At 69.9% G+C, this 22267-nt stretch carries 24 protein-coding genes; 16 read left to right on the plus strand and 8 right to left on the minus strand.

The window, feature by feature from the left end:
* Positions 1-8: 8 nt before the first annotated feature.
* The 3 genes from AC1XX3_RS17350 to AC1XX3_RS17360 all read right to left on the minus strand — a co-directional run bounded on the left by AC1XX3_RS17350 (position 9) and on the right by AC1XX3_RS17360 (position 1974).
* Complete coding sequence (locus AC1XX3_RS17350) at positions 9-1127, minus strand: alpha/beta hydrolase family protein (protein ID WP_483322428.1); 1119 nt, start codon at positions 1125-1127, stop codon at positions 9-11.
* A 149-nt stretch (positions 1128-1276) separates the two neighbouring features.
* Complete coding sequence (locus tag AC1XX3_RS17355; protein ID WP_483322429.1) at positions 1277-1684, minus strand: hypothetical protein; 408 nt, start codon at positions 1682-1684, stop codon at positions 1277-1279.
* Between the two features lie 17 nt (positions 1685-1701).
* Entirely contained in the window at positions 1702-1974 is a 273-nt protein-coding gene (locus AC1XX3_RS17360; protein WP_483322430.1) for a DUF4235 domain-containing protein, read from the minus strand.
* A gap of 254 nt (positions 1975-2228) precedes the next feature.
* Here AC1XX3_RS17360 and AC1XX3_RS17365 point away from each other — a divergent pair, with 254 nt between their 5' ends.
* Entirely contained in the window at positions 2229-2981 is a 753-nt protein-coding gene (locus AC1XX3_RS17365) for an SDR family oxidoreductase (protein ID WP_483322431.1), read from the plus strand.
* A 72-nt stretch (positions 2982-3053) separates the two neighbouring features.
* Positions 3054-4055 (plus strand): aldo/keto reductase, encoded by a 1002-nt coding sequence (locus AC1XX3_RS17370; RefSeq protein WP_483322432.1) that lies wholly within the window; start codon positions 3054-3056, stop codon positions 4053-4055.
* Positions 4056-4073: 18 nt separating this feature from the next.
* Here the strand turns inward: AC1XX3_RS17370 and AC1XX3_RS17375 are convergent, their stop codons facing one another.
* Both AC1XX3_RS17375 and AC1XX3_RS17380 read right to left on the minus strand, forming a co-directional pair.
* Positions 4074-5156: a Gfo/Idh/MocA family protein gene (locus AC1XX3_RS17375; protein ID WP_483322433.1), complete on the minus strand. Its 1083-nt coding sequence runs from the start codon at positions 5154-5156 to the stop codon at positions 4074-4076.
* Positions 5157-5201: 45 nt separating this feature from the next.
* Positions 5202-5642 carry a (deoxy)nucleoside triphosphate pyrophosphohydrolase gene (locus tag AC1XX3_RS17380; protein ID WP_483322434.1) on the minus strand — a complete coding sequence of 147 codons (441 nt, stop codon included), beginning with the start codon at positions 5640-5642 and terminating at the stop codon, positions 5202-5204.
* A gap of 384 nt (positions 5643-6026) precedes the next feature.
* Between AC1XX3_RS17380 and AC1XX3_RS17385 the strand changes: the two genes are divergently transcribed.
* The 3 genes from AC1XX3_RS17385 to AC1XX3_RS17395 are packed head-to-tail and all read left to right on the plus strand — an operon-like array spanning position 6027 to position 10097.
* Positions 6027-6977 carry a hypothetical protein gene (locus AC1XX3_RS17385; RefSeq protein WP_483322435.1) on the plus strand — a complete coding sequence of 317 codons (951 nt, stop codon included), beginning with the start codon at positions 6027-6029 and terminating at the stop codon, positions 6975-6977.
* A 46-nt stretch (positions 6978-7023) separates the two neighbouring features.
* Positions 7024-9546: a DEAD/DEAH box helicase gene (locus tag AC1XX3_RS17390; protein ID WP_483322436.1), complete on the plus strand. Its 2523-nt coding sequence runs from the start codon at positions 7024-7026 to the stop codon at positions 9544-9546.
* Between the two features lie 32 nt (positions 9547-9578).
* Positions 9579-10097 (plus strand): pyridoxamine 5'-phosphate oxidase family protein, encoded by a 519-nt coding sequence (locus tag AC1XX3_RS17395; RefSeq protein WP_483322437.1) that lies wholly within the window; start codon positions 9579-9581, stop codon positions 10095-10097.
* A 55-nt stretch (positions 10098-10152) separates the two neighbouring features.
* Here the strand turns inward: AC1XX3_RS17395 and AC1XX3_RS17400 are convergent, their stop codons facing one another.
* A complete protein-coding gene (locus AC1XX3_RS17400) occupies positions 10153-12543 on the minus strand; it encodes an ATP-binding protein (protein ID WP_483322438.1) in 2391 nt (796 codons plus the stop codon).
* Between the two features lie 334 nt (positions 12544-12877).
* Between AC1XX3_RS17400 and AC1XX3_RS17405 the strand changes: the two genes are divergently transcribed.
* Positions 12878-13237 carry a hypothetical protein gene (locus AC1XX3_RS17405; RefSeq protein ID WP_483322439.1) on the plus strand — a complete coding sequence of 120 codons (360 nt, stop codon included), beginning with the start codon at positions 12878-12880 and terminating at the stop codon, positions 13235-13237.
* A gap of 21 nt (positions 13238-13258) precedes the next feature.
* Here the strand turns inward: AC1XX3_RS17405 and AC1XX3_RS17410 are convergent, their stop codons facing one another.
* Positions 13259-13834 carry a hypothetical protein gene (locus tag AC1XX3_RS17410; protein ID WP_483322440.1) on the minus strand — a complete coding sequence of 192 codons (576 nt, stop codon included), beginning with the start codon at positions 13832-13834 and terminating at the stop codon, positions 13259-13261.
* A gap of 110 nt (positions 13835-13944) precedes the next feature.
* Between AC1XX3_RS17410 and AC1XX3_RS17415 the strand changes: the two genes are divergently transcribed.
* From AC1XX3_RS17415 to AC1XX3_RS17460, 10 genes are all read left to right on the plus strand, one after another.
* On the plus strand, positions 13945-14421 hold the full coding sequence (locus AC1XX3_RS17415) for a DedA family protein (protein ID WP_483322441.1): 477 nt from the start codon (positions 13945-13947) through the stop codon (positions 14419-14421).
* On the plus strand, positions 14418-14855 hold the full coding sequence (locus tag AC1XX3_RS17420) for a VOC family protein (protein WP_483322442.1): 438 nt from the start codon (positions 14418-14420) through the stop codon (positions 14853-14855). Before AC1XX3_RS17415 ends, AC1XX3_RS17420 begins: the two co-directional genes overlap by 4 nt.
* 242 nt (positions 14856-15097) lie before the next feature.
* On the plus strand, positions 15098-16084 hold the full coding sequence (locus tag AC1XX3_RS17425; RefSeq protein ID WP_483322443.1) for an ABC transporter substrate-binding protein: 987 nt from the start codon (positions 15098-15100) through the stop codon (positions 16082-16084).
* Positions 16081-16947, plus strand: a complete 867-nt coding sequence (locus AC1XX3_RS17430; protein WP_483322444.1) for an ABC transporter permease — start codon at positions 16081-16083, stop codon at positions 16945-16947. Before AC1XX3_RS17425 ends, AC1XX3_RS17430 begins: the two co-directional genes overlap by 4 nt.
* Before the next feature lie 2 nt (positions 16948-16949).
* The gene (locus AC1XX3_RS17435) at positions 16950-17684 is read left to right on the plus strand and encodes an ABC transporter ATP-binding protein (protein WP_483322445.1); all 735 of its coding nucleotides are present in this window, start codon (positions 16950-16952) and stop codon (positions 17682-17684) included.
* On the plus strand, positions 17681-19339 hold the full coding sequence (locus tag AC1XX3_RS17440; RefSeq protein ID WP_483322446.1) for an FAD-binding protein: 1659 nt from the start codon (positions 17681-17683) through the stop codon (positions 19337-19339). Before AC1XX3_RS17435 ends, AC1XX3_RS17440 begins: the two co-directional genes overlap by 4 nt.
* The gene (locus tag AC1XX3_RS17445) at positions 19336-19743 is read left to right on the plus strand and encodes a 4Fe-4S binding protein (RefSeq protein ID WP_483322447.1); all 408 of its coding nucleotides are present in this window, start codon (positions 19336-19338) and stop codon (positions 19741-19743) included. Before AC1XX3_RS17440 ends, AC1XX3_RS17445 begins: the two co-directional genes overlap by 4 nt.
* Positions 19740-20624, plus strand: a complete 885-nt coding sequence (locus AC1XX3_RS17450) for a nitroreductase family protein (protein WP_483322448.1) — start codon at positions 19740-19742, stop codon at positions 20622-20624. The genes AC1XX3_RS17445 and AC1XX3_RS17450 overlap by 4 nt, the downstream gene beginning before the upstream one ends.
* Before the next feature lie 131 nt (positions 20625-20755).
* Entirely contained in the window at positions 20756-21145 is a 390-nt protein-coding gene (locus AC1XX3_RS17455; RefSeq protein ID WP_483322449.1) for a hypothetical protein, read from the plus strand.
* Positions 21142-21444, plus strand: a complete 303-nt coding sequence (locus tag AC1XX3_RS17460) for a transcriptional regulator (protein WP_483322450.1) — start codon at positions 21142-21144, stop codon at positions 21442-21444. Before AC1XX3_RS17455 ends, AC1XX3_RS17460 begins: the two co-directional genes overlap by 4 nt.
* Here the strand turns inward: AC1XX3_RS17460 and AC1XX3_RS17465 are convergent.
* On the minus strand, positions 21434-22198 hold the full coding sequence (locus tag AC1XX3_RS17465; RefSeq protein WP_483322451.1) for a hypothetical protein: 765 nt from the start codon (positions 22196-22198) through the stop codon (positions 21434-21436). The two genes, AC1XX3_RS17460 and AC1XX3_RS17465, sit on opposite strands and share 11 nt — an antisense overlap.
* Positions 22199-22267 lie beyond the last annotated feature (69 nt).

The following is a 22267-nucleotide window of genomic DNA, read 5'->3' on the forward strand; positions in this document are numbered from 1 at the left end:
TCTCCGGCTCAGGTCAGCTCTTGGTCGAAGAACTTCTCGGTCCGCGCGATCGAGCGCCGGAACTCCTGCTCGAACGTATGTCCCTCCCCGGGATAGGTGATCAAGGTGGCGTCCTTGCCCTCGGCCTTGAGCGCCTTCACGGTGGCCCGGGACCATGACACCGGACACGTGTCGTCAGCCTCGCCGTGGAAGAGGAGCACCGGTTCGGTGACCCGGTCGAAGTAGGTCCGGGCGGAAGCGTTGCGCCAGAAGTCCGGCGCGTCGTCCGGCAGCCCGTAGGTCTTCTCGATCTTCGCGTTGACCTCGCGGCGACCGTCGTCGTCGGCGTAGAACTGACGCCAGTTGTCGGCGGCGAGCGAGCTCACCGACGCGTAGACCACGGCGGCGTCGACCAGCCCTGGCTGGACGGCCAACGCGGTGAGCGTGACCCCGCCGCCCATGGAGCGGCCGAACCAGCCCACCTTGTCGGTGTCGAGATAGGCCAGCTCCGAGGACTTGACCGCCTTGACCGCGTTGATCGTGTCCACCACGTATGGCAGCCGGAGCTCGACGTCGACATCGTCGTCGACGTCGGAGCCGGCGTGGTTGCGGTAGTCGGTGTGCAGGACGACATAGCCCGCGCGGGCGAGATAGTCCTCCTCGCGTGGCATGCCCTGGCCCGTGACGTAGACGGCAGGGTCGATGTAGCCGTGGTTGAGGACCAGCACCGGAAACGGCCCCTTGCCGTCGGGCACGTTCATCGTGCCGCTGATAGTGAGCTTCTCGCTTCGGTAGGTGATCGCGTAGCGCTTGTACGCTCCGACGTCGGCGAGCAACCGGCCGACCCGGAGATCTCGGCCGTCGTAGCGCTTGTTGATCAGCGCCTGGACCGAGACCGGGTCCGGCTCGGCGCTGGTGGCCGGGGCTGACGGCGAAGGGGTCGTCGGGGTGGCGGGGGTGGTGTTGGCCGGTGAGCCGGTGGTGGCCGGTGAACTCGGGCGGGTCGACGAGTCGGCGCCGGCGGACCCGGACGCTGCCGGCCGACTCGCGGCACTGCCGGGACTCGGCGCCGTCTCGGCGTCCGGGCTGGTGCAACCGCCGACCAGCATCGTCATGATCATCGCGGCACCGACACTGTGACGTCTCATGTCCCGATTATGGGCGTCGGGGTCAATCGGAGGCCGTTGGCCGGCCGCGAGGCGGGGCGGGTGTCGTGGCGCAGAACCACGAAGCCCAGGCCTGCCATCGGGCAGGGCCTGGGCTTCGACCTCCGGCCGGCGCCGGTGGCAGAGTCTGGTCAGCTCTGGGTGCCGGGGCTCTGGTTCTCGCCATTGCCGGCGACACCCGTTGACGGGGCGTTGGCCACGGTCTCGCTGGGGCTGCTCTCCTCCGCCGAGGTAGCTGTCGAGCTGCTGTCGGAGCTGTCAGCCGTGGACTCGGTCGAGCTGTCCTCGCCGAGGCTCGACTTCACCTGCTCGGCGGCGGTCTTGACGATCTTGGCGACCGGGGCCGGTGCGCCCTCCGCGACGTTGCTGACCTGCTCGGCCAGGTTGGACACGTTGGAGCGGACGCGGGGATCGTGGGCCACGGCCGATGCCTGCGACTTGATCTTCTCGAACTGGGAACGGCCGGCGCGGGTGCCCAGCACGTACCCCGCCGCGGCACCGACGCCGAGCGTCAGCATGGTCTTGAGCTTGAGGATCATGATGTTCCTTTCGTTGGTCAGTTGCCGGGCCAGGAGCCCGTGAGGCGCTCGAAGGTACGGGCCCCACCGCGGTCGATGAGGGCTTTGACGACGGCGAAGATGGCGCCCTGCAGAGCGGCGGCCGCGATGATCTCGCGCAGGCGATACTCCGACTGGAGTGCGTCCGGGGCGTCATCCTCGTCGGAGACGTGCCGCCAGATCTGCTTGAACACGGCGCCGGCGACGGACGCAGCGGCGAAGCCGGCCAACAGGCCGAACGGACGGTAGCTGATCTTGGCAAGTTTGCTCATCGTGACCCCTGGTTCGGTGGACTGTCGCGGACTCCTCGCGGAGTGCGCCGAGCCGTGCTCAAGTTTACAACGTAGTGCCTGCACAGGAGCGGTCCTGTGCCACCCCCACGCGGCGGCGGTCAGCTCTGCCCAAGGCAGCTGGACACCACAGTGGTACCCGCAGCGCTCGGAGATAGTCAGCTCGGATCAGGGCGACGAGCACCGGCGCACCGCGGTGGTCGCCAACGGGTCGCGGTCTCGGCCAGGATGGTGCGATGGGACAGAGTCGTCGGATCGCCGTCGTGACGGGTGCGGGTAGCGGAATCGGTGCGGCCTCGACGCTGGCGCTGGCCCGAGACGGCTGGACGGTGGTGCTGGCCGGCCGGCGGGCTGAGACCCTGCAGGCCGTGGTCGACGGGAGTCGGGACCTGGACCTGCTGGTCATCCCGACCGATGTCACTGACGAGGAGAGCGTGGCTGCGTTGTTCGCCGCCACCCGGGCCGCGTACGGACGGGTGGACCTGCTGTTCAACAACGCGGGAGCTGCCGCGCCGGCGGTCGACCTCGACGAGCTGGAGGTCGCGACCTGGCGGGAGGTCGTCGAGGTCAACCTCACCGGCGCCTTCCTCTGCACCCGTGCCGCCTTCGCGCAGATGCGTCACCAAGAGCCTGCCGGGGGGCGGATCATCAACAACGGCTCGATCTCCGCCCACGTGCCGCGCCCCCGCTCGATCGCCTACACCGCGACCAAGCACGCGATCACCGGGTTGACCCGCTCGACCGCGCTCGACGGCCGGCCGTACCGGATCGCCTGCGGTCAGATCGACATCGGCAACGCCGCCACGGCGATGACCAGCGCGGTCGCCGACGGGGCGCTGCAGCCGGATGGCACCGTACGTCCGGAGGCGCGGATGGACGTCGAGGACGTGGCCCGGGCCGTGGTCTACATGGCCAGCCTGCCGCTGGAGGCCAACGTCGCCACCATGACCGTGATGGCCACCCAGATGCCCTACCTGGGCCGCGGCTGAGCCCATCGACGGGCGGGGTAGCGTCTGGACACGACGTTCACCGCAGAACTCACACGAAGGCAGGACTTGACGATGGAGTACAACAACCTCGGCCGCTCAACCATGGAGGTCAGCAAGATCTGCCTGGGCACCATGCACTTCGGCAGCCAGGCCGACGAGCGGCAGTCGTTCGCGATCTTGGACCGGGCCCTTGAACTGGGGATCAATTTCATAGACACGGCCAACGTCTATGGCGGTGAGCAGCGCGGCCGCTCGGAGGAGATCATCGGGTCCTGGTTGTCGGCCCGGCCTGAGGCCCGCGACCAGATCGTGCTCGCCACCAAGGTCTACAACCCGATGACCACCGAGCCCGGCCCGAACGAGCGCGCCGGCTTCTCGGCCTACAAGGTGCGCAAGCATCTCACCGACTCGCTCCGTCGGCTGCAGACCGACCACATCGACCTCTATCAGGTGCACCACATCGTCGACGACGTCACGCCCGAGGAGTTCTGGGGCACCTACGAGCGGATGGTCGCCGACGGGGACGTGCTCTACGCCGGCTCGAGCAACTTCTCCGGTTGGGGGCTGGCCAAGTTCCAGACCCAGGCGTGGCAGCGTGGCTTCTTGGGCTTCATCTCCGAGCAGACGCAGTACAACCTGCTCAGCCGGATACCCGAGATGGAGGTGCTGCCCGCCGCCGCGGACTTCGGCATCGGCGTGATCGTCTACATGCCGTTGGCCGGCGGGCTGCTGACCGGCAAGACTTCGTCCTTCGACGGGTCGCGGACCGCGCAGGTGGAGGCCGAGTACGGAATCAAGCTCGGCGCCGACAACACCCAGTTCGCCGACTTCTCCCGGTTGTGCGCCGAGCTGGGCGAGAAGGAGCAGGTGGTCGCCATCGCCTGGGTGCTCCAGCACCGGGCCGTGGATTCCGCCATCGTCGGGATCCGTACCGTGGAGCAGCTTGAAGGCCTCGACCGGGCCTCCTCGCTCACGCTCGAACCGGCGGTGATGGCGCAGCTGAACGAGATCTTCGACATCAACAAGGGCCGCAAGATCGGCCAGGGGGAGTCACCCGCGGCGCACTCCTGGTGATCATGGACCCGTCGCCGGCTACGCCTGCTGGCCCCAGGGCTCGACCGCCGTGGTGACCTCGGCGCCGGACGCGGCCGAGTCCTGGATGGCGACACTGATCAGGTGGTCCTGGCACGCCTGCGCCAGCGGGTACGGCGCCGGTCCCTCGTCGCGGGCCCAGGCGCCGGCCTGTTCCAGGATCGCCGCCACCGCGATGTCGTCGTCGGACATCCGGCTGCCGGCGAACGGGTTGCGATAGAGCACTTCGCCGTCGAGGCTGATGTGGCGCAGGTCGACCCCTTCCAGGTTCAGGTCGATTCCGGTCTGGCGCCGCATCAGCAGTGACTCCACCGGCGTGGTCGGGTCCGCCATCCGGATCAGCCGGTCGTCGCTGATCTCACCCGCTGAGCCTCGGATGACGATCCGGCGGCTGCGCAGCGGATTCCACCACTGGTTGTCGGTGAAGTCGTACAAGCCCATGCCGGACCCGAAGTCCAAGGTGGCCAACGTGGTCGTGGCCGGCTTCGGCTCCAGCTCACCGGTCCAGCCCGCCGGGGTCAGCGGATCGACAAGGTCGGCCACGAAGGTCCGGGCGGAGACGGTGACGGGTCCGTAGTCCACCCCGAGCAGCCCACGGATCATCGAGACCGCGTGATAGAGGTGCGTGGAGGACACCTGGACCGACGTCACCTGCCCGATCAGTCCGGCCCGGACGGCGGCCAGTCGGGCGGCGTGCCCGGGCATCAGCAGATACTGCTCGGCCACCTGCACCAGCCCGCTGGCTCCGACGTCGGCCCACAGCGAGCGGAGACCGTCGGCGTCGGGCGCCGGCGGGGTCTCCGCCAACACCGGCACGCCGAGCGCCACCACCGACCGGATCGCGTCCGGCATCGCGGCCCAGGGAACCGAGGCCACCACCAGGTCCGGGCGCTCGGCGGCCACCAGCTCCTCCACCGTGCGATACGTCGGCAGGCCCAGCTCTCGAGTGACTTCCGCACCGCGCTCCGCGGTGCGGGTCACCACCCCGGTCGGCCGGAAGCGGTCGGGCGCCATCGTGGCCAGCCGGAGGAAGAACTCCGTCCGCCAGCCGCTGCCGATCAGGCCGAATGTGGTCAGGGGCATCGTCGCTCCTCGAGGGTCGCAACTTCAGGTGGGGACCCCAGTAGATCACCGTCGCCGACCCGGCTGTGCCCGGGACGCCTCGACGACGACCCGCTCGGCCACCGCCACGTCGGCCGGCAGCCAGTCCAGGCCGGTCAACTCCGACACCGGCACCCACCGCAGCAGGTCGTGGGAGTCGCCCGGTACGGCCCCGCTCCCGCTGATCGTCGCCCACCAGACGCGCATCACGTACTGGTCCGAGATCGGCCAACCGGCAGCCGAACTCGCAGCGAGCAGCTCCGGCCCCAGGGTTGCCGCGGCGGACAGCTCCTCGCGCAGCTCCCGGGCCAGGGCGTCCGTCGGCAGCTCACCGGCTTCCACCTTGCCACCGGGGAACTCCCACCGACCGGCCAGCTCGACCGGGCGGCTCCGTCGGGCGGCCAGCACCTGGCTAGGGCCGTGCAGGTCGTCCACGATGACCGCGGCGACGACCGTACGCAGGGGCATGCCGTCATGGTGCCACGGAAACTGATGACATCTTGAGGTATTCCTGCCGCCATTCGAGTCTCTTGCGGAGAGTAGACCAGCAAGATCAAACATGTCAGGCGGAGAGCAGATCGTCAGCCTGACGAGAGCGCGCCGGGCGATGATGTCGGGGGACCGTCGGTCGGGCGCAACGCAGCAGGTCGTGTCTCGGGGGAGCGGAGCTGCTGTACGGGGGAGGCTGGGCCCAGCGGTTGAAGGACCGCTGGGCCCGCCGCCGTTTCTCGACCCCAGCACCGCCCGATCAGCGCGGCTCGTGGGGATCGACTGCAAAGCGTCACCGTGCTCATCTGGGCGAGGAGTTCCTGGCGGAGGTCCGGGCCGTGTGGTCGCACCTAGAGTGAACGGGTGACCCCGGCGAACGCACCCCTGTTCCGTGACCCGATCTTCGACGGGGCGGCCGACCCCACGGTCATCTACCACCCTGGCGAATCGGCCTGGTGGATGGTCTACACCAACCGCCGGACCACGATCACGCTCGAGCAAGGGCTCTCCTGGCTGTTCGGCAGCGACCTCGGCGTCGCGTCGTCCACCGACGGCGGGGCGACCTGGCACTACCGCGGGATCCTCGAGGGCCTCGCGTTCGAGTGGGGCCGGGGGACGTACTGGGCGCCGGAGATCGTGCACCACAACGGGGTCTTCCACCTCTACGTCAGCTATATCCGCGGGATCCCCTCGCCCGGGGCCAGCCCGCCGATGCACATCCACCACTACACCAGCCCCGACCTGGTCAGCTGGACCCATCACGGTCCGCTGCCGCTCAGCTCGGACCGGGTGATCGACGCGTGTGTGCTGGCCCGCCCCGGCGGCGGCTTCCGGATGTGGTTCAAGGACGAGCTCGCCGGCTCATCCACCTGGGCCGCGGACAGCGACGACCTGTTCGAGTGGACCGTGATCGGTGAGGTGCTGCGCACTCCCACCGGACACGAGGGACCCAACGTCTTCTTCTTCGGCGACCGATACTGGCTGATCGTCGACAGCTGGCAGGGCCAGCTCGCGTACTCCTCGACCGACCTCACCACCTGGCAGCCGGCGGGCACCGTGCTGGCCGGTCAGCACGGCCAGCCTTTCGCCCGCACCGACGATGTCGGGCCAGGGCTGCACGCCGATGTGGTGGTGGACGGGGACCGGGCGTGGATCTTCTACTTCACCCATCCGGACCGGCCCGGGCAGCAGCACCCGACCATCCGCAGTCGACGGTCCAGCATCCAGGTGGCCGAGCTGACAGTGGCCGACGGGCGCCTGGTCTGTGACCGCGACCGGGTGGACGCACCGAGCCTGTCTGCTCCAAACGCGTGAGCCCGATGCCGCATTCTGGCCTCCGGTCGGCGACGATGGGGCCACGATGACCCTGACCGACGCGATCCCCGCCCAGCCCGACCCGGACTCGATCTTCGAGGCGTTCACCGCCTGGGCGACCGGGCGCGGGCTGACGCCGTACCCCGCACAGACGGAGGCGCTGATCGAGATCGTCTCCGGCGCCAACGTGATCTTGTCCACCCCGACCGGCTCGGGGAAATCGCTGGTCGCCACCGGGGCGCAGTTCGCGGCCCTCGCCGCCCGCCGGCACAGCGGCGGCGGCGGCGGCCGAACCTTCTACACCGCTCCGATCAAGGCGCTGGTCTCGGAGAAGTTCTTCGCCGCAGTGGAGGTGTTCGGCAGCGACCAGGTCGGGATGATGACCGGCGACGCGTCGGTCAACGCCTCGGCGCCGATCATCTGCTGCACGGCCGAGATCCTCGCCAACCTCGCGCTGCGCGAGGGGGCCGACGCCGACATCGCTTCGGTGGTGATGGATGAGTTCCACTACTACGCCGACCCGGACCGCGGCTGGGCCTGGCAAGTGCCGCTGATTGAGCTGCCGCGGGCACAGTTCGTGTTGATGTCGGCCACCCTCGGCGACGTCACCCGGTTCGAGGCCGACCTGACGCGACGCACCGGCCGGCCCACGGCGGTGGTCAGCTCGGTCGACCGGCCGGTTCCGTTGCATCACGAGTATGTGACGTCGGCCCTGCACGAGACGATCGAGGAGCGGCTGGCCACCCATCAGGCGCCGATCTACGTGGTGCACTTCAGTCGGGCGGCGGCGATCGAGCAGGCGCAGGCACTCAACAGCCTCAAGGTCTGCACCCGCGACGAGAAGGATCAGATCGCCGAGCTGATCGGCGGCTTCCGCTTCACCGCCGGCTTCGGCAAGACGCTGTCCCGCCTGGTCCGCAACGGTATCGGCGTGCACCACGCAGGGATGCTGCCGAAATACCGGCGGCTGGTGGAGCTGTTGGCCCAGGCCGGTCTGCTCAAGATCATCTGCGGCACGGACACGCTCGGCGTCGGGATCAACGTCCCGATCCGGACTGTGCTGCTCACCTCGCTGAGCAAATACGACGGCATCCGACCGCGGCTGCTCACGGCACGGGAGTTCCACCAGATCGGTGGCCGCGCGGGCCGGGCGGGCTTCGACGCCGCGGGCACGGTGATCGTCCAGGCGCCGGACCACGTGGTGGCCAACGAGAAGGCCCTCGCCAAGGCCGGTGATGACCCGAAGAAGCGCCGCAAGGTGGTCAGGAAGAAGCCGCCCGAAGGCGTGGTCGGCTATGGCCTGCCGACGTATGAGCGACTGGTGTCGGCCGAGCCCGAGCCGCTCACCTCCAGCTTCGCGGTCAGCCACGCGATGCTGCTGAACGTGATCAACCGGCCGGGCGACTGCTACGCCGCGATGCGGCACCTGCTCACCACCAACGACGAGCCTCCCGAGCGCCGTCGGCGCCATGTCCACCGGGCCGTGTCGATCTATCGCGGACTGCTGGACTCCGGGGTCGTGGAGCAGCTCGACGAACCGGACGCACTCGGCCGGCGTGCCCGGCTGACCGTTGACCTGCAGCCCGACTTCGCGCTGAACCAGCCGCTGTCACCGTTCGCGCTGGCGGCGTTGGACCTGTTGGACATGGCCTCGCCGACGTACGCCCTTGACGTGGTGTCGGTGATCGAGTCCTCGCTGGAGGATCCGCGCCCGATCCTGCACGCGCAGCGGTCGAAGGCCCGCGGCGCGGCGGTCGAGGCGATGAAGGCCGAGGGGATCGAATACGAGGAGCGGATGGAGCTGCTCGAGGAGGTGACCCACCCCAAGCCGCTGAACGACCTGCTGACTGTCGCGTTCGCGGCGTACGCGTCGGGCCACCCCTGGATCGCCGACCATGAGCTGTCACCCAAGTCGGTGGCGCGCGAGCTCTACGAGCAGGCGATGACCTTCACCGAGTACGTCAGCTACTACGGGCTGGCCCGCTCCGAAGGGCTGGTGTTGCGCTATCTGGCCGACGCCTACAAGGCCTTGCGGCAGACCGTGCCGGAGGATAAGCGGACCGAGGAGCTGACTGACCTCACGGTGTGGCTCGGCGAGCTGGTGCGGCAGGTCGACTCCTCGCTGCTGGACGAGTGGGAGCGGCTCCGCAACCCCGACGAACCCGTCGTCGCCGGTCCGGTCGATGAGCGACCGCCGCCCGTCACCAGCAACACCCGTGCCTTCCAGGTGCTGGTCCGCAACGCCTTGTTCCGCCGGGTCGAGCTCATTGCCCGCCGTCGCTGGTGGGACCTGGGCGAGCTGGACGGTGAGTCCGGCTGGGATGCGCAGCGGTGGGCGGACACCTTGGCTGACTACTTCGCCGACCACGACCAGGTCCTCACCGGTGCCGACGCGCGGGGACCGTCGCTGCTCATCATCGACCGGCAGCCGACGGTGTGGCGGGTGCGACAGATCCTGGACGACCCGGCCGGCGACCACGACTGGGCGATCGTGGCCGAGGTGGATCTGGCCGCGAGTGACGAGGACGGCATCGCGGTGGTGACGGTGACCGACGTCGGTCGGCTCTAGCCGATTCTGCTGGGCGGCGTACGTTGGCTGGCATGACCGCATCCGACAAGATCCAGACGTCCGACACGCCCCAGACCTCGGACGAGATTGCCAAGGTGGCTGAGCTCCTCGGCGGAGCACGGATCGCTTTCGTCACCACGGTGGCTGGCGACGGGCGGCTGGTCAGCCGGCCGCTGGCTCTGCAGGACCGGGACTTCGACGGGACGCTGTGGTTCCTCACCCCCGACCCGTCCAACAAGACCAAACAGGTCCGGGTGAACGACCACGTCAATGTGGCCGTGCAGCTGGACAACGGCTTCTTGTCCCTCGCCGGGACGGCCACCGTCTCGCATGACCAGGCGATGATCGACCAGCTGTGGAACAAGCAGTCCGAGGCCTGGTTCGAGAACGGCAAGGACGACCCGAGTGTCGCGCTGCTCGAGGTTCACGCCGACTCGGCCGAGTACTGGACCCTCGACAGTCCGAAGGTCGTGGCGATGTTCAAGTACGCCAAGGCGATCGCGACCGGCGAACAGCCCGACATCGGCGACAACGCCAGCGTGGACCTGTGACCCCGCTGGGGGCACCTGCGTCGTGACGCTGCTTCGGCTCTGATCCACACGCTGCTCAGGGCGTCGGTGACGCGGAAGGCTCCGCGCCCGCCGATCTGGCCATTCCGGCTGCCCGCGCTGCGTTGAAGGTGGCGCCGAGACACTCTCGGGCGCGCCGCATCGTCTCGGCTCGAGCCGGCCGCTCGACGTGCGGGACGGGGGTTCCGATCGTGCGTCTGATCCGATCGGCTTCCCCGAGATAACCGGCGGCCGCCACCGCGTCGCCGGTCAGCATCGTGACCGTGGCCAGCTCCTCCAAGCCGCTGGCTTCACGCCAACGATCGCCCAGCCGCCGGTGCTCGGCCAGGCTGGCCTGCTGCAGCGCGCGGGCGTCGACCAGCCGGCCCTCCTGGCGGGCGGTCAGGCCCGCCAGGTTCAGACTCCAGGCGATGCCCTCGGCATAGCCCACCTCTTCGCACAGAGCCAGGGCCTGCTCCGCCAGCAACCGCGCTCCGACGAGGTCGCCGGCGTAGCAGGCGGCTGCTGCGCTGTTCAGCAGTGCCCACGCCATCCCCTCGTGGTCCTTCACCACGGTCATCCGCTCCAACGCCTGGCCGGCCAGGTCGGCGGCGGCGGCGTGGTCGCCACGGAGCCAGGCCACGAAGGCGAGGTGGTTGAGCTGGGTGGCGACGCCCGGCTCATCGTGGCTGGACACCGCCAGGTCGAGCGCTTCGCGGTGCAGGGCGGTCGCCCGGCGGTAGTCGGCGCGTTCGCGCGCGATCGATCCCAGCCGGGCGAGGCTCCAGCCCACCTTGGTGATGTCGCCCAGCTCGCGATACAGCTCCTGGCACTCGATGATCCGCGCAGCGGCCGTCTCGTAGTCACATTGCAGAAAGGCGAGCATGCCGGCCCCGGCCAGGGCCTGGGCGCGGACGTCGCCGGGGGAGTCCGGACAGGCCGCCAGGGCAGCCTCGGCCCACCGGCGACCTTCCGCGTACCGACCGTGCAGATAGCACCACGGCCACAGGTCGCCGATCAGCTGCAATGCCAGATGCGGGTCGTGCGCGACCGACCACTGCGCGGCACGCCGCAGGTTGGCGACCTCGACGTCGAGGACGCCGAGCCAGCGCTGCTCGTCACGGTAGGCGAGGTGCGGCGCCGCCTGCCGGGCCAGACCGGCGTAGTAGCTGGCATGGCGGTGGTGGAAGAGCCGGGCAGTGCGCCGAACCTGGAGTCGCCGTCGTGCGAAGTCTCGGACCACCTCCAGCAGGCAGAAACGTACCTCGCCGTCGGAGCCCTGCCGCCGGATCACCAGGGACTTCGAGACCAGGGACGCCAGTCGGTCGAGCAGCACCGACGCACCGTGTGAGCCGGCGCCGCACACCGCCGTGAGCGCCGCTCGGTCGAATGTGCCCTCGAACACCGACAGTTGGGCGAGCAGCGACTGTTCGGGTCGGCTGAGCAGCCGATAGCTCCACGCCACGGTGGCATCCAGCGTGGAGCGCTGCACGTCCGGACGGCCGTGCAGAACGCCGAGGGTGTCCTCCAAGGCGGTGGCCAGCTCGTGCAACCCCAGGACCGCGGTACGGGCGGCGGCGAGCTCGATGGCCAGCGGCAGCCCATCCAGCCGGGTGCAGATGGCGGCGACGTCGGCGGTGTCGATCTCGGTCAGGGAGCCCGCTGGACGCTCGAGGTGGGCGCGGGTGAGGAACAAGGCGCTGGCCGGTGCCGACTGCAGCTGCGCCACGGTCGGCCGCTTCGGCGGCAGCTCCAGCGGTGGCACAGCCACGACCACCTCGCCGGGTAGCTCCGCCGTGTCGCGGCTGACGGAGACGATGCGCACTGCGCGGGTCTGCTCGAGCAGAGTCGTGCACAGCGACGCCCGGGCCCGAGCCAGATGCTCGCTGTTGTCCAGGACGAGCAGCACATCGCTGTCGGCGAGGTGCTCGACCAGCGACGCGAGCAGCCCTCCCGGGTCGGCGTGGATGCCGAGCGCGGACCCGACGGCGCCCAACAGCGAGTCCTGTTCGACCAGGGAGTCGAGGGGCAACCAACAGACTCCGTCCGCCACGAAGGGCTCTGCCCGCAGCACTGCGGCCGCCGTCAGCCTGGACTTGCCGACACCGCCGGGCCCGGTGACGGTGATCAAGCGGTTGCGGCGGTCGGCGAGCAGGTCGGCCATGGAGCCCAGCAGGTCATCCCGGCCGAGAAGCTCGTCGGCGAAGGTGGGCGGCTGTCGGAAACGCGGTTCTGGGCGGGAGATGCTCCGAAAGAGCGCCGCCGCCTCGGCCGACGACAGGTTCATGGCCTGCACCAGCAGCTGCAGCGTCGTCATCCGCGGGGTGCGCCGGCCGCGCTCGAGCAGGGAGATCGCCTCGGGGCTCAGACCGGCCCGGTGGGCGAGCGTCTCCTGAGACAAACCTGACTGTCGCCGGAGCCGTCGCAGCTCGTCACCCAGATGCGCCATCGCCGGAGTCCCCCTGGTCGCGCGGCCGCGACCGACGCTCCCACTGTAGCCACGAAGCGGGGTTGTCCGGTCGTTGTTCGTGGAGAGCGCGGCGGCCGCGCAGGAGAATGAGCGCAGTAGGCCACGGACAGACACATTTGCACCTCGCAAGGGACACCGACTCGGGGGAGGCGTCAGGTGCATGGGGTTGTACGACGGCTTGTTGCTAAGAGGCGGCCCAGGGGGGACGGAGCTCCACGGAGCACCCGTCGGGTCGCCTCTTCGCAGTTGTGGCCCGGCTAGAGTGGTCGAATCCCAAGGACAAGCCGAGTGTGTCCGTCAAGGAGCCGTGCGAATGAAGTGGCTGCTGCTGATCGTCGTCATCGTGATCGTCCTGCTGGCCGTCGCCGTCTATCGCCGGATGCGTGCGGTGCCGCAGTCGGCGTCGAACACCTATCAGCCCGCAGACAGTCCGCTGGGCACGTTGGCCGGTGAGGGTACCCCAGCAGGAGGTGCCTCGGTGCCGGACGTGGAAAGCGCGGATCCTGCCGTGCCCCCAGTACGCCCCGCTGCGGCGGCGGACCCGACCATCGAGGCGGCCGAGCAGGGAGCCGACGAGGTCAGCTGGGCGCCCGAGGCGGAGGGTGCGCCCGGGTCCGACGCTCCGACCAGCCCGCCCGATCACCCCTGGCGCGACCGACCTGACGGATCCTGACTGCCGGCGGGGTGGCCGAGGTCAGAAGATCTCGAGCACGTCGCCGAGAGCCATTCGGCCTCGGTCAAGGGGTACGGCGCGATAGCCGCGGACACCCGCGGCGAGGTGCAGCATGGCCCGGCGTACCGCGTCACTGACCGTGGTCGACGGCTCCTCCCCGAGACAGAACCGGGAGAACTCCACGCACGGATCCGCCACCTGCAGGTCGGCGAACCGCAGCGTGCCGCCGGCGGTGTGGACCGCGAACCAGTCGCCCTCGACTCGTCCTGCGAGTCCGGCGGGTTCGTCGACCAGGATCGTCTCGCCCGCCACCCCGTCGACCACGTGAGGGCCGTAGTGCTCCCGCAGCCGGACATAGTCGCCCGTGGCCATCACTGTCACCCCGCCTCGGCCCTGCGGGTCGCGCGACTCCGGGTGGTGGCGATGATGCGCGTCCACGATGCGCTCGGCGGGCTCCGCCACCAGCCCATGGCATCCCCGCTCGTCCACCTCGATCGCGGGAACGCTGGTGATGGCGGACGGGTCGTAGCGGCGGGGTCGGTCGCCCTGCTTGAGCGGGCGGCGTTGCACCTGCAGCCGGACGATGCGAAGTTCCATTTCCGCACCATCACACGTCGGCGCCTGTTGCGCGAGTAAGGGTGGCCTTGCATGGCGGCCGCCGCGCCTAGACTCTCCTGATGAACTCACCTGGCCATGACTGAGCGGTGATGGACTACATCCGCGGGTTGCCCTTCCCCCTCGCGGTGGCCGCGCTCTTCGTGATCGTGATGCTGCGGGCCAATGCGACGTACTGGCTGGGCCGCAGCGTGCACCGCGGCGCAGATCGGACTCGCGCGCACCGGTTGCTGTCGTCGCCCGCCTTTGGTCGCGCTCAGCAGCTGGTGGCGCGCTGGGGAGGCCCGATCATCACGGTCTCGTTCCTGACGGTGGGGCTGCAGACAGCGGTCAACTTCGCCGCGGGGGTGGCGCTGATGCCACTGCGGCGCTATCTGCCGGCCGTGACCATCGGCTGCGTGCTCTGGGGCCTGCTCTACGCGACCGCCGGGCTGGTGACCTTCACCGCCTGGCGCCGGCTCTATGAACTGTCACCCGTGGCTGCGATCGTGGTGGCACTGACACTGGTCGCGGCTCTGGCCACCTTCATCGTGGTCCAGGTCCGGACCCGGACGGAGGAGAGGACATGAGCACAACCGAACCAACGACGACGGCCACGTCCTGGCAGCTCGCCGTGGACGCCCAGGACGCCCACACGCTCGCGGACTTCTGGGCCGAGGCGTTGCATTACGTCAAGGAAGACAACACTGCGGTCATTGAGCAGATCCTGACCGCCGGCCACGCCCGAGAGAGCGACACCGTCGTCCGTGACGGCGTGCGCTCCTGGGCAGGGTTCGAGGCGCTCACCGGCGACGGCCGGCGCATCTTGTTCCACACCGTGCCGGAGCCGAGGTCGGGGAAGAACCGCTGGCACATCGACCTCAATGTCGGTCGCGAGGCGATGGCCTCGGAGGTTCGCCGGCTGGTGGCGCTGGGCGCACGTCAGCTCCGCGAGGTCCAGGACCAGACCGGCCACTTCTTCGTGATGGCCGATCCCGAAGGCAACGAGTTCTGCGTTCAGTAGCAAGCGCAACCTTTGATTAAGGGGGCGAGTGGGGTGCGCCGACTTCAGGCATCTCATTATTTGGGCTAAACCCAAACACGAGCCGGCGGGCTCACGCAGATCTCAACTGGCGATACTGAATCCCGAAGAACAAGATTCCAGATATTGCCTAGTACGAGACATGGCAATGTGGCCACGTCGGACCGACCGTGTCCGGGGCCAGCAGCTGTGCTGGCCAGCCAGAACTCTCTTGGAGCACCTCGATGAGATTCCCCGCACCATTTCGACGCGTTGTCCTCGCGGTCACTCTGCTCGGCGCGATGGCCACCGCGGCGTGTGGTGGTGGCTCCTCGGACTCCGGCTCCACCAGCGAGGATGGGTACACGCTCCGGGTCGGCGTCACGTCGGTGACGGGAACGCCTGCCGGGGCCATCGGCTGGGGCGACAAGACCGGCATCCTCAAGGACACGCTGGCGCCCGCCGGGGTGTCGGAGGTGAAGTTCTCCTTCTTCCAGTCCGGCAAGGACGTGGTGGCCGCACTGCTGAGTGGAGCCGTCGACGTGGCGGCGGTGGGGGACAAGCCCTCGCTGACGGCCCGGGGCAACGGGGGGGACCTGACGCTGTTGGCTCTGGATTCGGTCAACGGCGACACCTGGCTGATCGGGGCCAAGGGCGGGCCGACGTCGATCGAAGGTCTGGTCGGCAAGACGGTCACCGCGCCGCAGGGCACCATCCGCGACCGTGCCGCCAAGCAGCTGATCGCCGAGGCCAAGCTGAGCGACAAGATCACCGTCAAGGACGTGCCCACCCCCGAGTCGATCGCCGGGCTGAGCTCCGGCAGCATCGACGCGACGGCGGTCGGCGGGACCAGCGCGGTCGAGCTCGCGAACCAGGGATTCCCGGTGCTGGACAGGACGGCGGCCCACGGGTTGGGCAGCGTCGGCACCACGGTGGCCAGCACGGCCTTCGTCACGGCGCGCCCGGAGTTCACCAAGGCGTGGCAGCAGGCCATCGGGGCGACCAACGCCAATATCCTCGCGGACCTGGGGGCCTACAACCAGTGGGCGGCTGATCTTGACGGGGTCGATCTGGCCCTGGTGACGAAGGCGACGACCCCGGACACGTTCAACACCGAGCCGTTCCCGGCGGTCGGGATCAAGCAGCTCCAGAACGCGTACGACTTCCTGCTGGCCGACGGGGCGATTCAGGAACCCTTCGACGTCGCCGCCTGGGCAGGGGGCGCAGCGTGACCGCGGTCCTGACCGGCGCGACGCCTCAGCTCGCCCAGCCGGCCCCGTCCGACACCGTCGAGCTGACCACCGCCGAACTGGTCCGCGGTGCCCGCCGGTATCCGGTGCCGCGGTGGCTGCGCCGGTTGTCCGGACCCCTGTTGCTGCTGGTGGCCTGGGCGGTGTCCTCGCAGCTCGGTTGGCTCAACCGCGACCTCTTCCCACCGCCCGGGGAGGTGGCTGAAGCCGCGTGGCAGCTGCTGCGGAGCGGACAGCTGCAGCTGCACGTGGGTCGCTCGGCGCTGCGGGTGTTGGAAGGCACCGTGCTCGGGGTGGTGATCGGGACTGTGGTGGCCGTCCTGGCCGGCCTCACCCGGCTCGGCGAAGACTTGATCGACTCCACGATGCAGGTCTTGAAGGCAGTGCCCAACTTCGCCCTCACACCGCTGCTGATCATCTGGATGGGCATCGGCGAGGGACCCAAGGTCTTGTTGATCACGCTCGGCGTCGGCATCGCCATCTACATCAACACCTACAGCGGCATCCGCGGCGTCGACGCGCAGCTGATCGAGGTGACCAAGATCCTCGGCGCCAGCCGGGTGACCCTGATCCGCGACGTCATCCTCCCTGGTGCGATGCCCAGCTTCCTGGTCGGCCTCCGGCTCGGTTTGAGCAGTGCGTGGCTGAGCCTGATCTTCGCGGAGTCGATCAACACGACCCAGGGCATCGGGTTCTTGATGTCACGGGCGCAGACACTGCTGCAGTTCGACGTGTCTGTGTTGATCATCCTGATCTATGCCGCGGCCGGGATGCTGAGCTATGGCCTGGTGCGGTTCCTCGAGCGCCGGCTGCTCAGCTGGCGCAACGGCTTCGAAGGAGCATGATCATGACGAGCAACGCCCCCGTCGTCGTCCGGGTCGCCGACGCCCGCCGAGCTTTCGGCGAGCAGCAGGTGCTCGCCGGACTCGATCTCGAAGTGCGCCAGGGAGAGTTCGTCGCGGTGCTGGGCCACAGTGGCTCAGGAAAGAGCACGCTGCTGCGGGCACTGGCCGGCCTCGATCCCGAGGTGAGCGGCACGGTCAGCGTGCCGCGGGTGCGGTCGATGGTGTTTCAGGCCCCACGACTGCTGCCCTGGCGGCGGGTGCTGGCCAACGTGGTGCTGGCCCTCGGCGGTCCCGACCCGCAGGGCCGTGGTCGCCAAGCGCTGCGCGAAGTCGGGCTGGCGGAGAAGGAGTCGGCCTGGCCGCTGACCCTGTCCGGTGGCGAGGCACAGCGGGTGTCGCTGGCCCGGGCTCTGGTACGCGAACCAGCCCTGCTGCTGCTCGACGAGCCGTTCGGGGCGCTGGACGCCTTGACCCGGCTGAAGATGTACGCGCTGCTGCGGGACCTGTGGAGCCGGCACCGTCCAGCGGTCCTGCACGTCACCCACGATGTCGACGAGGCCATCTTGTTAGCGGATCGCGTGGTGGTCCTGAGCGACGGGGTGATCAGCCTCGACCTGCCGATCACGCTGGCCGTGCCTCGGTCCCGCAACGAGCCCGGGTTCGCCGACCTGCGGGCCCGCCTGCTGGCCGAGCTCGGCGTGACCGAGGAGATCGGCAGCGCGGAGGCCGCCCGGTGAGCCGCGCGGCCGCCGGCGCACCCGAGTCTGGCCCTCACGACGTCGACGAGCTGACCACCGACGTGCTCGTGCTCGGCGGCGGCCCGGCCGGTGCCTGGGCGGCGGTCACCGCGGCCGCGACGGGAGCCCGCGTCGTGCTGGCCGACAAGGGCTACTGCGGCAGCAGCGGCGCGACCGCCTCCGGCGGCAACAACCTCTGGTATGTCCCACCCGGTCCGGAGCGCGAGCTGAGCATCCGCAAACGCGAGGCGGCTGCGGGCTGGCTCACCGACGCCGACTGGATGGCCCGCACCCTCGACACCACCTGGCGCCGCGTGGCCGACCTCGCCGACTGGGGCTATCCGTTCCCGACCGAGACCGACGGCCGGCAGCGGCGGAGCAGCCTGCAGGGCCCGGAGTACATGCGCCGGATGCGCCGCAAGGTGCACCGCAGTGGCGTACGCATCCTCGACCACCATCCCGCCCTGGAGCTGCTGGCCGACGAGGACGGGGTCGTCGCCGGGGCCGCCGGTCTGGCCCGGCAGGACGGGATGCGGCCGTGGCGGGTGCACGCCGGCGCGACCGTGATCGCCACCGGTGGCTGCGCATTCCTGGCGGGTGGCTACGGGACCAACGTCGACACCGGCGACGGTCAGCTGATGGCGGCCGAGGCCGGTGCCGAGCTGTCCGGGATGGAGTTCTCCAGTGCGTACGCCCTCTCGGCGGAGTGGGGAGTGCACACCAAGGGACTGATGATGCAGTTCGCCAGCTACTACGACGAGCAGGGCCAGCCCTTGGTGCTGCCGCCCGGCGTGCCGGGCCGCGCGGCGGCCACCGACCTGCTCAGCCACGGGGTCCGGGTCTTCGCCCGGCTTGATCGTGCCCCGGTGGAGCTGCGGACGGCGATGCGCCGAGCCCAGCCGAACTTCTTCGTCCCGCTGGAGAAGGCGGGGATCGACCCGTTCCGCGACCTCTATCCGCTGCGGATGATCTTCGAGGGCACCGTTCGAGGCACCGGTGGGCTGCGGGTGGTCGGCGACGACTGCGCCACCACCGTCCCCGGTCTGTTCGCCGCCGGTGACGCGGCCACCCGCGAGCTCATCACCGGTGCGATCAGTGGCGGCGGCAGCCACAACGGGTCCTGGGCCATCTCGTCGGGCACCTGGGCCGGTCAGGGCGCCGCGACCTTCGCCCGGTCCCGGGGGCGTACGGACCTCTCCGGCCGACCGCTCGGCACAGTCGGACTGCGGCCGACATCGGCCCCCGCCGACCCGGCCGACGTGGCTGACCTGATCGCCGACGCGCAGGGTCACGTCCTGCCGCCACTGCGGAGCTTCGTCCGCGATGGTGCCCAGCTGCGGACGAGCTGTCGCCAGCTCGAGCCGAGCTGGCAGTACGCCGCGGCGCACCTAGCGGGCGACGGGCGTGCTGCGCTGAAGGCTCGTCAGGCGGCATCGTTCCTGGCCCACGCGCGCTGGATCACCGCCGCCGCGCTGGAGCGCGACGAGTCGCGGGGGATGCACCAGCGCACCGATCGGCCCGACACCCGGACACAGTTCGAGCACCGGTTGCTGGTCGGGGGCCTGGATGAGGTGTGGACCCGACCCGACCCGTCCCCACGCCGGCTGCTCGCCGACCGGTTCAGCATCGGCGAGCTGGAGAGGAAGGCGTCATGATCGAGGTCGTCAGTGCCGAGCGGTGCGTCACCTGCGACCTGTGCATCCAGGTCTGCCCGACCGACGTCTTCGAGCGCGGCGACGACGGCGTACCGGTGATCGCGCGGCAGTCCGACTGCCAGACCTGCTTCATGTGCGAGGCGTACTGCCCGACCGACGCGCTCTACGTCGCTCCGTTCGCCGGCCCCGCTCCGGCCGACAGCAGCTACACCGACGAGGTGGCGCTCGTGGACGCGGGTCAGTTCGGCGCCTACCGTGAGGTGCTGGGCTGGGGCCGTGGTCGCGTGCCCGGCAGCCGGCTCGACCAGAACCACCTGTTCACCCGCTCCATGGCGAACCCGCCGGCCGAGCCGCCGCCCAGCACCCGGGTGGCACCCAGCCCCACCGCGAAGGAAGAGCGATGAGCACCAGCACCGCCGCCGAGAGCCGCCTCAACGGCCCCGGGGGCGACAGCCCCCTCAACGGCCCCGGGGGCGACGGCCTCGCGCGACGTTACGGGACCCCGATCGGGACCTCGGTCGGCCTGCCCGAGAGTGACTGGTCCGAGGTGATCCGGACCCAACTCGAGCACCGGTCCGTCCGGGCCTTCGCCGCGGACGACATCAGCCCGGAGACGATAGCCACCGTGCTGGCGGCGGCGCAGTCGGCGTCCACATCGTCGAACCTGCAGCCCTGGAGCGTGGTCGTCGTCCGCGACCCGGCGCGCCGGGACCGGCTGGCGACGTTGGCCGGCAACCAGGACTTCATCCGTGAGGCGCCGGTCTTCTGCGTCTGGCTGGTGGACTTCGCCCGCGCCGAGACGCTGGTGGCTGGTCGGCACGACCAGCTGGAGGGGGCCGACTATCTCGAGGCGGGGCTGGTCGGTTTCATCGACGTCGCGCTCGCCGCCCAGAACGCCCTGCTGGCGGCTGAGTCGCTCGGCCTCGGTGGCGTCTTCGTCGGGGGCATCCGCAACCACCCGGAGGAGGTCGCCCGCGAGCTCGCTCTGCCCTCGCGTACGTTCGCCGCCTTCGGCTTGGCGCTCGGCCGGCCCGACCCCGAGCGCGGCACCAGCGTCAAGCCGCGGCTGTCCCAGGCCGCGGTGGTCCACACCGAGCAGTACCGGCCCGCCACCGCCGATGTGCTCACCGAGTACGAGCAGCGGATGAGCGACTTCTATGCCGGGGAAGGGTTGCAGCACAGCTGGATCGACCGGGTGGTGCAGCGGCTGGCGCGCGTGGCCGGGCTCAAGGGTCGGCACACCATGGCCGCCTCGCTTCGGCTGCGGGGCCTGCCGATGCGCTGATCGGCGCGCTTCGGCGGGTGGAACAGCGGGCAGCGGCAATCCGCACGAGTAGTTGCCAATCTGGAAACTATTCATATATAGTTGCACACATGGAAACTATTGATCCTCGCCCGGGTTCTGCTGAGGCGTCCTTGGCGCTCGAGTCTGTTGCCGACGCACGGCGCGCCGTTCGAGACCGCCCCTGGCCGCTCTGGCTGTATCCGAGCAATGCCCTGCTGCTGGGCGCGATGCCCCTGACGGGGCTCATCGGCTCGTCGATCGTCGCAGCCCTGGTGACGGTCGGCCTGAGCATCGCTATAGCTGCCCTCAACTACTGGGCCGGCCAGCGAATCGGCACGCCGTTCGCGATCCCGACCAGCCGTGGCTTCCGCATCCTGGCGGCCCTGTCAGGCGTGCTCGTCGTTGCGTCGCTGTTCGCCCGACCCGGGGACCCTGGCTGGGTGCCTATCGCGTGCGCTGCCGGGGCCGCACTCAGCTATGGCTTCGGCTCGGTCCTGCACTACAGGAGCACCCGCCGATGAGCGGACAGCTGGATCGGCTCATCCACCCGACGCACCGACTGAAGATCTGCGCCATGCTCGATGCCGGTACGGCCGTCGAGATGGCCGTCATCAAGGACGCCGTCGGCTTGAGCGCCTCCGCGCTCAGCAAGCAGGTCACCGTGTTGACTGACGCGGGCTACGTCCGCCAGGAACGGTCGGGCCGGGACTCCCGGCGGATCTGGTTGTCGCTGACGAGCGAAGGCCGGAAGGCCTACCGGGGCCACGTCCGGGCGCTGCAGGAGATCGTCGCCGGCCCGCCGGGAGCGATCAGCTCGTGAGCAGCGAACTGGTCTGCTCAGCGGCTTTACGGATACCGCCGCGCTCATCCAGCCAGCCCCCCGCAATGCCGATCACCGGGAACTTCGCCAGACCTCGCGCGAATAGGCTGCCCCGGGGTCGCTCGTCGAGCAGGTTGGGCACGTCCCACAGCGCCCGCGCCAGCCGCCACAGCGTCCGGGCGGCACTCTGGGCGCCGCGGCCCGCTCTGCGTACGGCGCCGGGATCCTCCTCGTCGCCGACGTCTTTCGGCTCGGTCAGCCGCGCCTGTGACTCTGTCGGAGCCGGAACGTCGCCCGGTCGCGGCGGCAGGTCGCGGTCCAGCAGCACCTTCGCCAGCAGGGGGACCCAGTCCTCGGGTGCCCGTACCCCATGCTCACGAGCGGTCGCACAGACGGCAAGACCCGCCGCCGAGGCTCCGAGCGCCGCCTGCAGCGGGACGCGGTCGGCGAGTGCGCCGGCGAAGCGGGGTGCAGCCGCGGCGAGACCCGCGCTGATCTGGATCCGGCGGACCCACCACTGGATCCGCCGGTCGCGTGGCTGTTGCTCCCACTCGGTCGAGGCGGGGGTGACGGCGCCGAACGCGCGGTCGCGGATGGCGTCGAGCACGCGGACGGGCAGGGCGGCGGTCGGTGGTGGGTCGTCGTCGAGTCCGAGCCAACGTTCGGGGTTGGTTAGGACCTGGTGGACCATCCCGGCGTAGGCGCCGAGAGTCTGGACCAGGGCGGCGTCGGAGACCGCAGGATTCTTGCTCATGGCGCCTCATTCTCGCTGGGGGAAACAGGTGCCCCCAGTGTCCACGCTGCCCAGTGGCCGCCCAGCGGC

This window comes from Microlunatus sp. M237 (assembly GCF_056896895.1).

Coding starts and splice junctions, on each gene's coding strand:
- AC1XX3_RS17360 (WP_483322430.1), bottom strand. CDS start 1,974: ATGAGCAAACTTGCCAAGATCAGCTACCGTCCGTTCGGCCTGTTGGCC.
- AC1XX3_RS17380 (WP_483322434.1), bottom strand. CDS start 5,642: ATGCCCCTGCGTACGGTCGTCGCCGCGGTCATCGTGGACGACCTGCAC.
- AC1XX3_RS17370 (WP_483322432.1), top strand. CDS start 3,054: ATGGAGTACAACAACCTCGGCCGCTCAACCATGGAGGTCAGCAAGATC.
- AC1XX3_RS17400 (WP_483322438.1), bottom strand. CDS start 12,543: ATGGCGCATCTGGGTGACGAGCTGCGACGGCTCCGGCGACAGTCAGGT.
- AC1XX3_RS17390 (WP_483322436.1), top strand. CDS start 7,024: ATGACCCTGACCGACGCGATCCCCGCCCAGCCCGACCCGGACTCGATC.
- AC1XX3_RS17410 (WP_483322440.1), bottom strand. CDS start 13,834: ATGGAACTTCGCATCGTCCGGCTGCAGGTGCAACGCCGCCCGCTCAAG.
- AC1XX3_RS17415 (WP_483322441.1), top strand. CDS start 13,945: ATGGACTACATCCGCGGGTTGCCCTTCCCCCTCGCGGTGGCCGCGCTC.
- AC1XX3_RS17445 (WP_483322447.1), top strand. CDS start 19,336: ATGATCGAGGTCGTCAGTGCCGAGCGGTGCGTCACCTGCGACCTGTGC.
- AC1XX3_RS17450 (WP_483322448.1), top strand. CDS start 19,740: ATGAGCACCAGCACCGCCGCCGAGAGCCGCCTCAACGGCCCCGGGGGC.
- AC1XX3_RS17355 (WP_483322429.1), bottom strand. CDS start 1,684: ATGATCCTCAAGCTCAAGACCATGCTGACGCTCGGCGTCGGTGCCGCG.
- AC1XX3_RS17460 (WP_483322450.1), top strand. CDS start 21,142: ATGAGCGGACAGCTGGATCGGCTCATCCACCCGACGCACCGACTGAAG.
- AC1XX3_RS17350 (WP_483322428.1), bottom strand. CDS start 1,127: ATGAGACGTCACAGTGTCGGTGCCGCGATGATCATGACGATGCTGGTC.
- AC1XX3_RS17395 (WP_483322437.1), top strand. CDS start 9,579: ATGACCGCATCCGACAAGATCCAGACGTCCGACACGCCCCAGACCTCG.
- AC1XX3_RS17405 (WP_483322439.1), top strand. CDS start 12,878: ATGAAGTGGCTGCTGCTGATCGTCGTCATCGTGATCGTCCTGCTGGCC.
- AC1XX3_RS17435 (WP_483322445.1), top strand. CDS start 16,950: ATGACGAGCAACGCCCCCGTCGTCGTCCGGGTCGCCGACGCCCGCCGA.
- AC1XX3_RS17375 (WP_483322433.1), bottom strand. CDS start 5,156: ATGCCCCTGACCACATTCGGCCTGATCGGCAGCGGCTGGCGGACGGAG.
- AC1XX3_RS17365 (WP_483322431.1), top strand. CDS start 2,229: ATGGGACAGAGTCGTCGGATCGCCGTCGTGACGGGTGCGGGTAGCGGA.
- AC1XX3_RS17465 (WP_483322451.1), bottom strand. CDS start 22,198: ATGAGCAAGAATCCTGCGGTCTCCGACGCCGCCCTGGTCCAGACTCTC.
- AC1XX3_RS17425 (WP_483322443.1), top strand. CDS start 15,098: ATGAGATTCCCCGCACCATTTCGACGCGTTGTCCTCGCGGTCACTCTG.
- AC1XX3_RS17420 (WP_483322442.1), top strand. CDS start 14,418: ATGAGCACAACCGAACCAACGACGACGGCCACGTCCTGGCAGCTCGCC.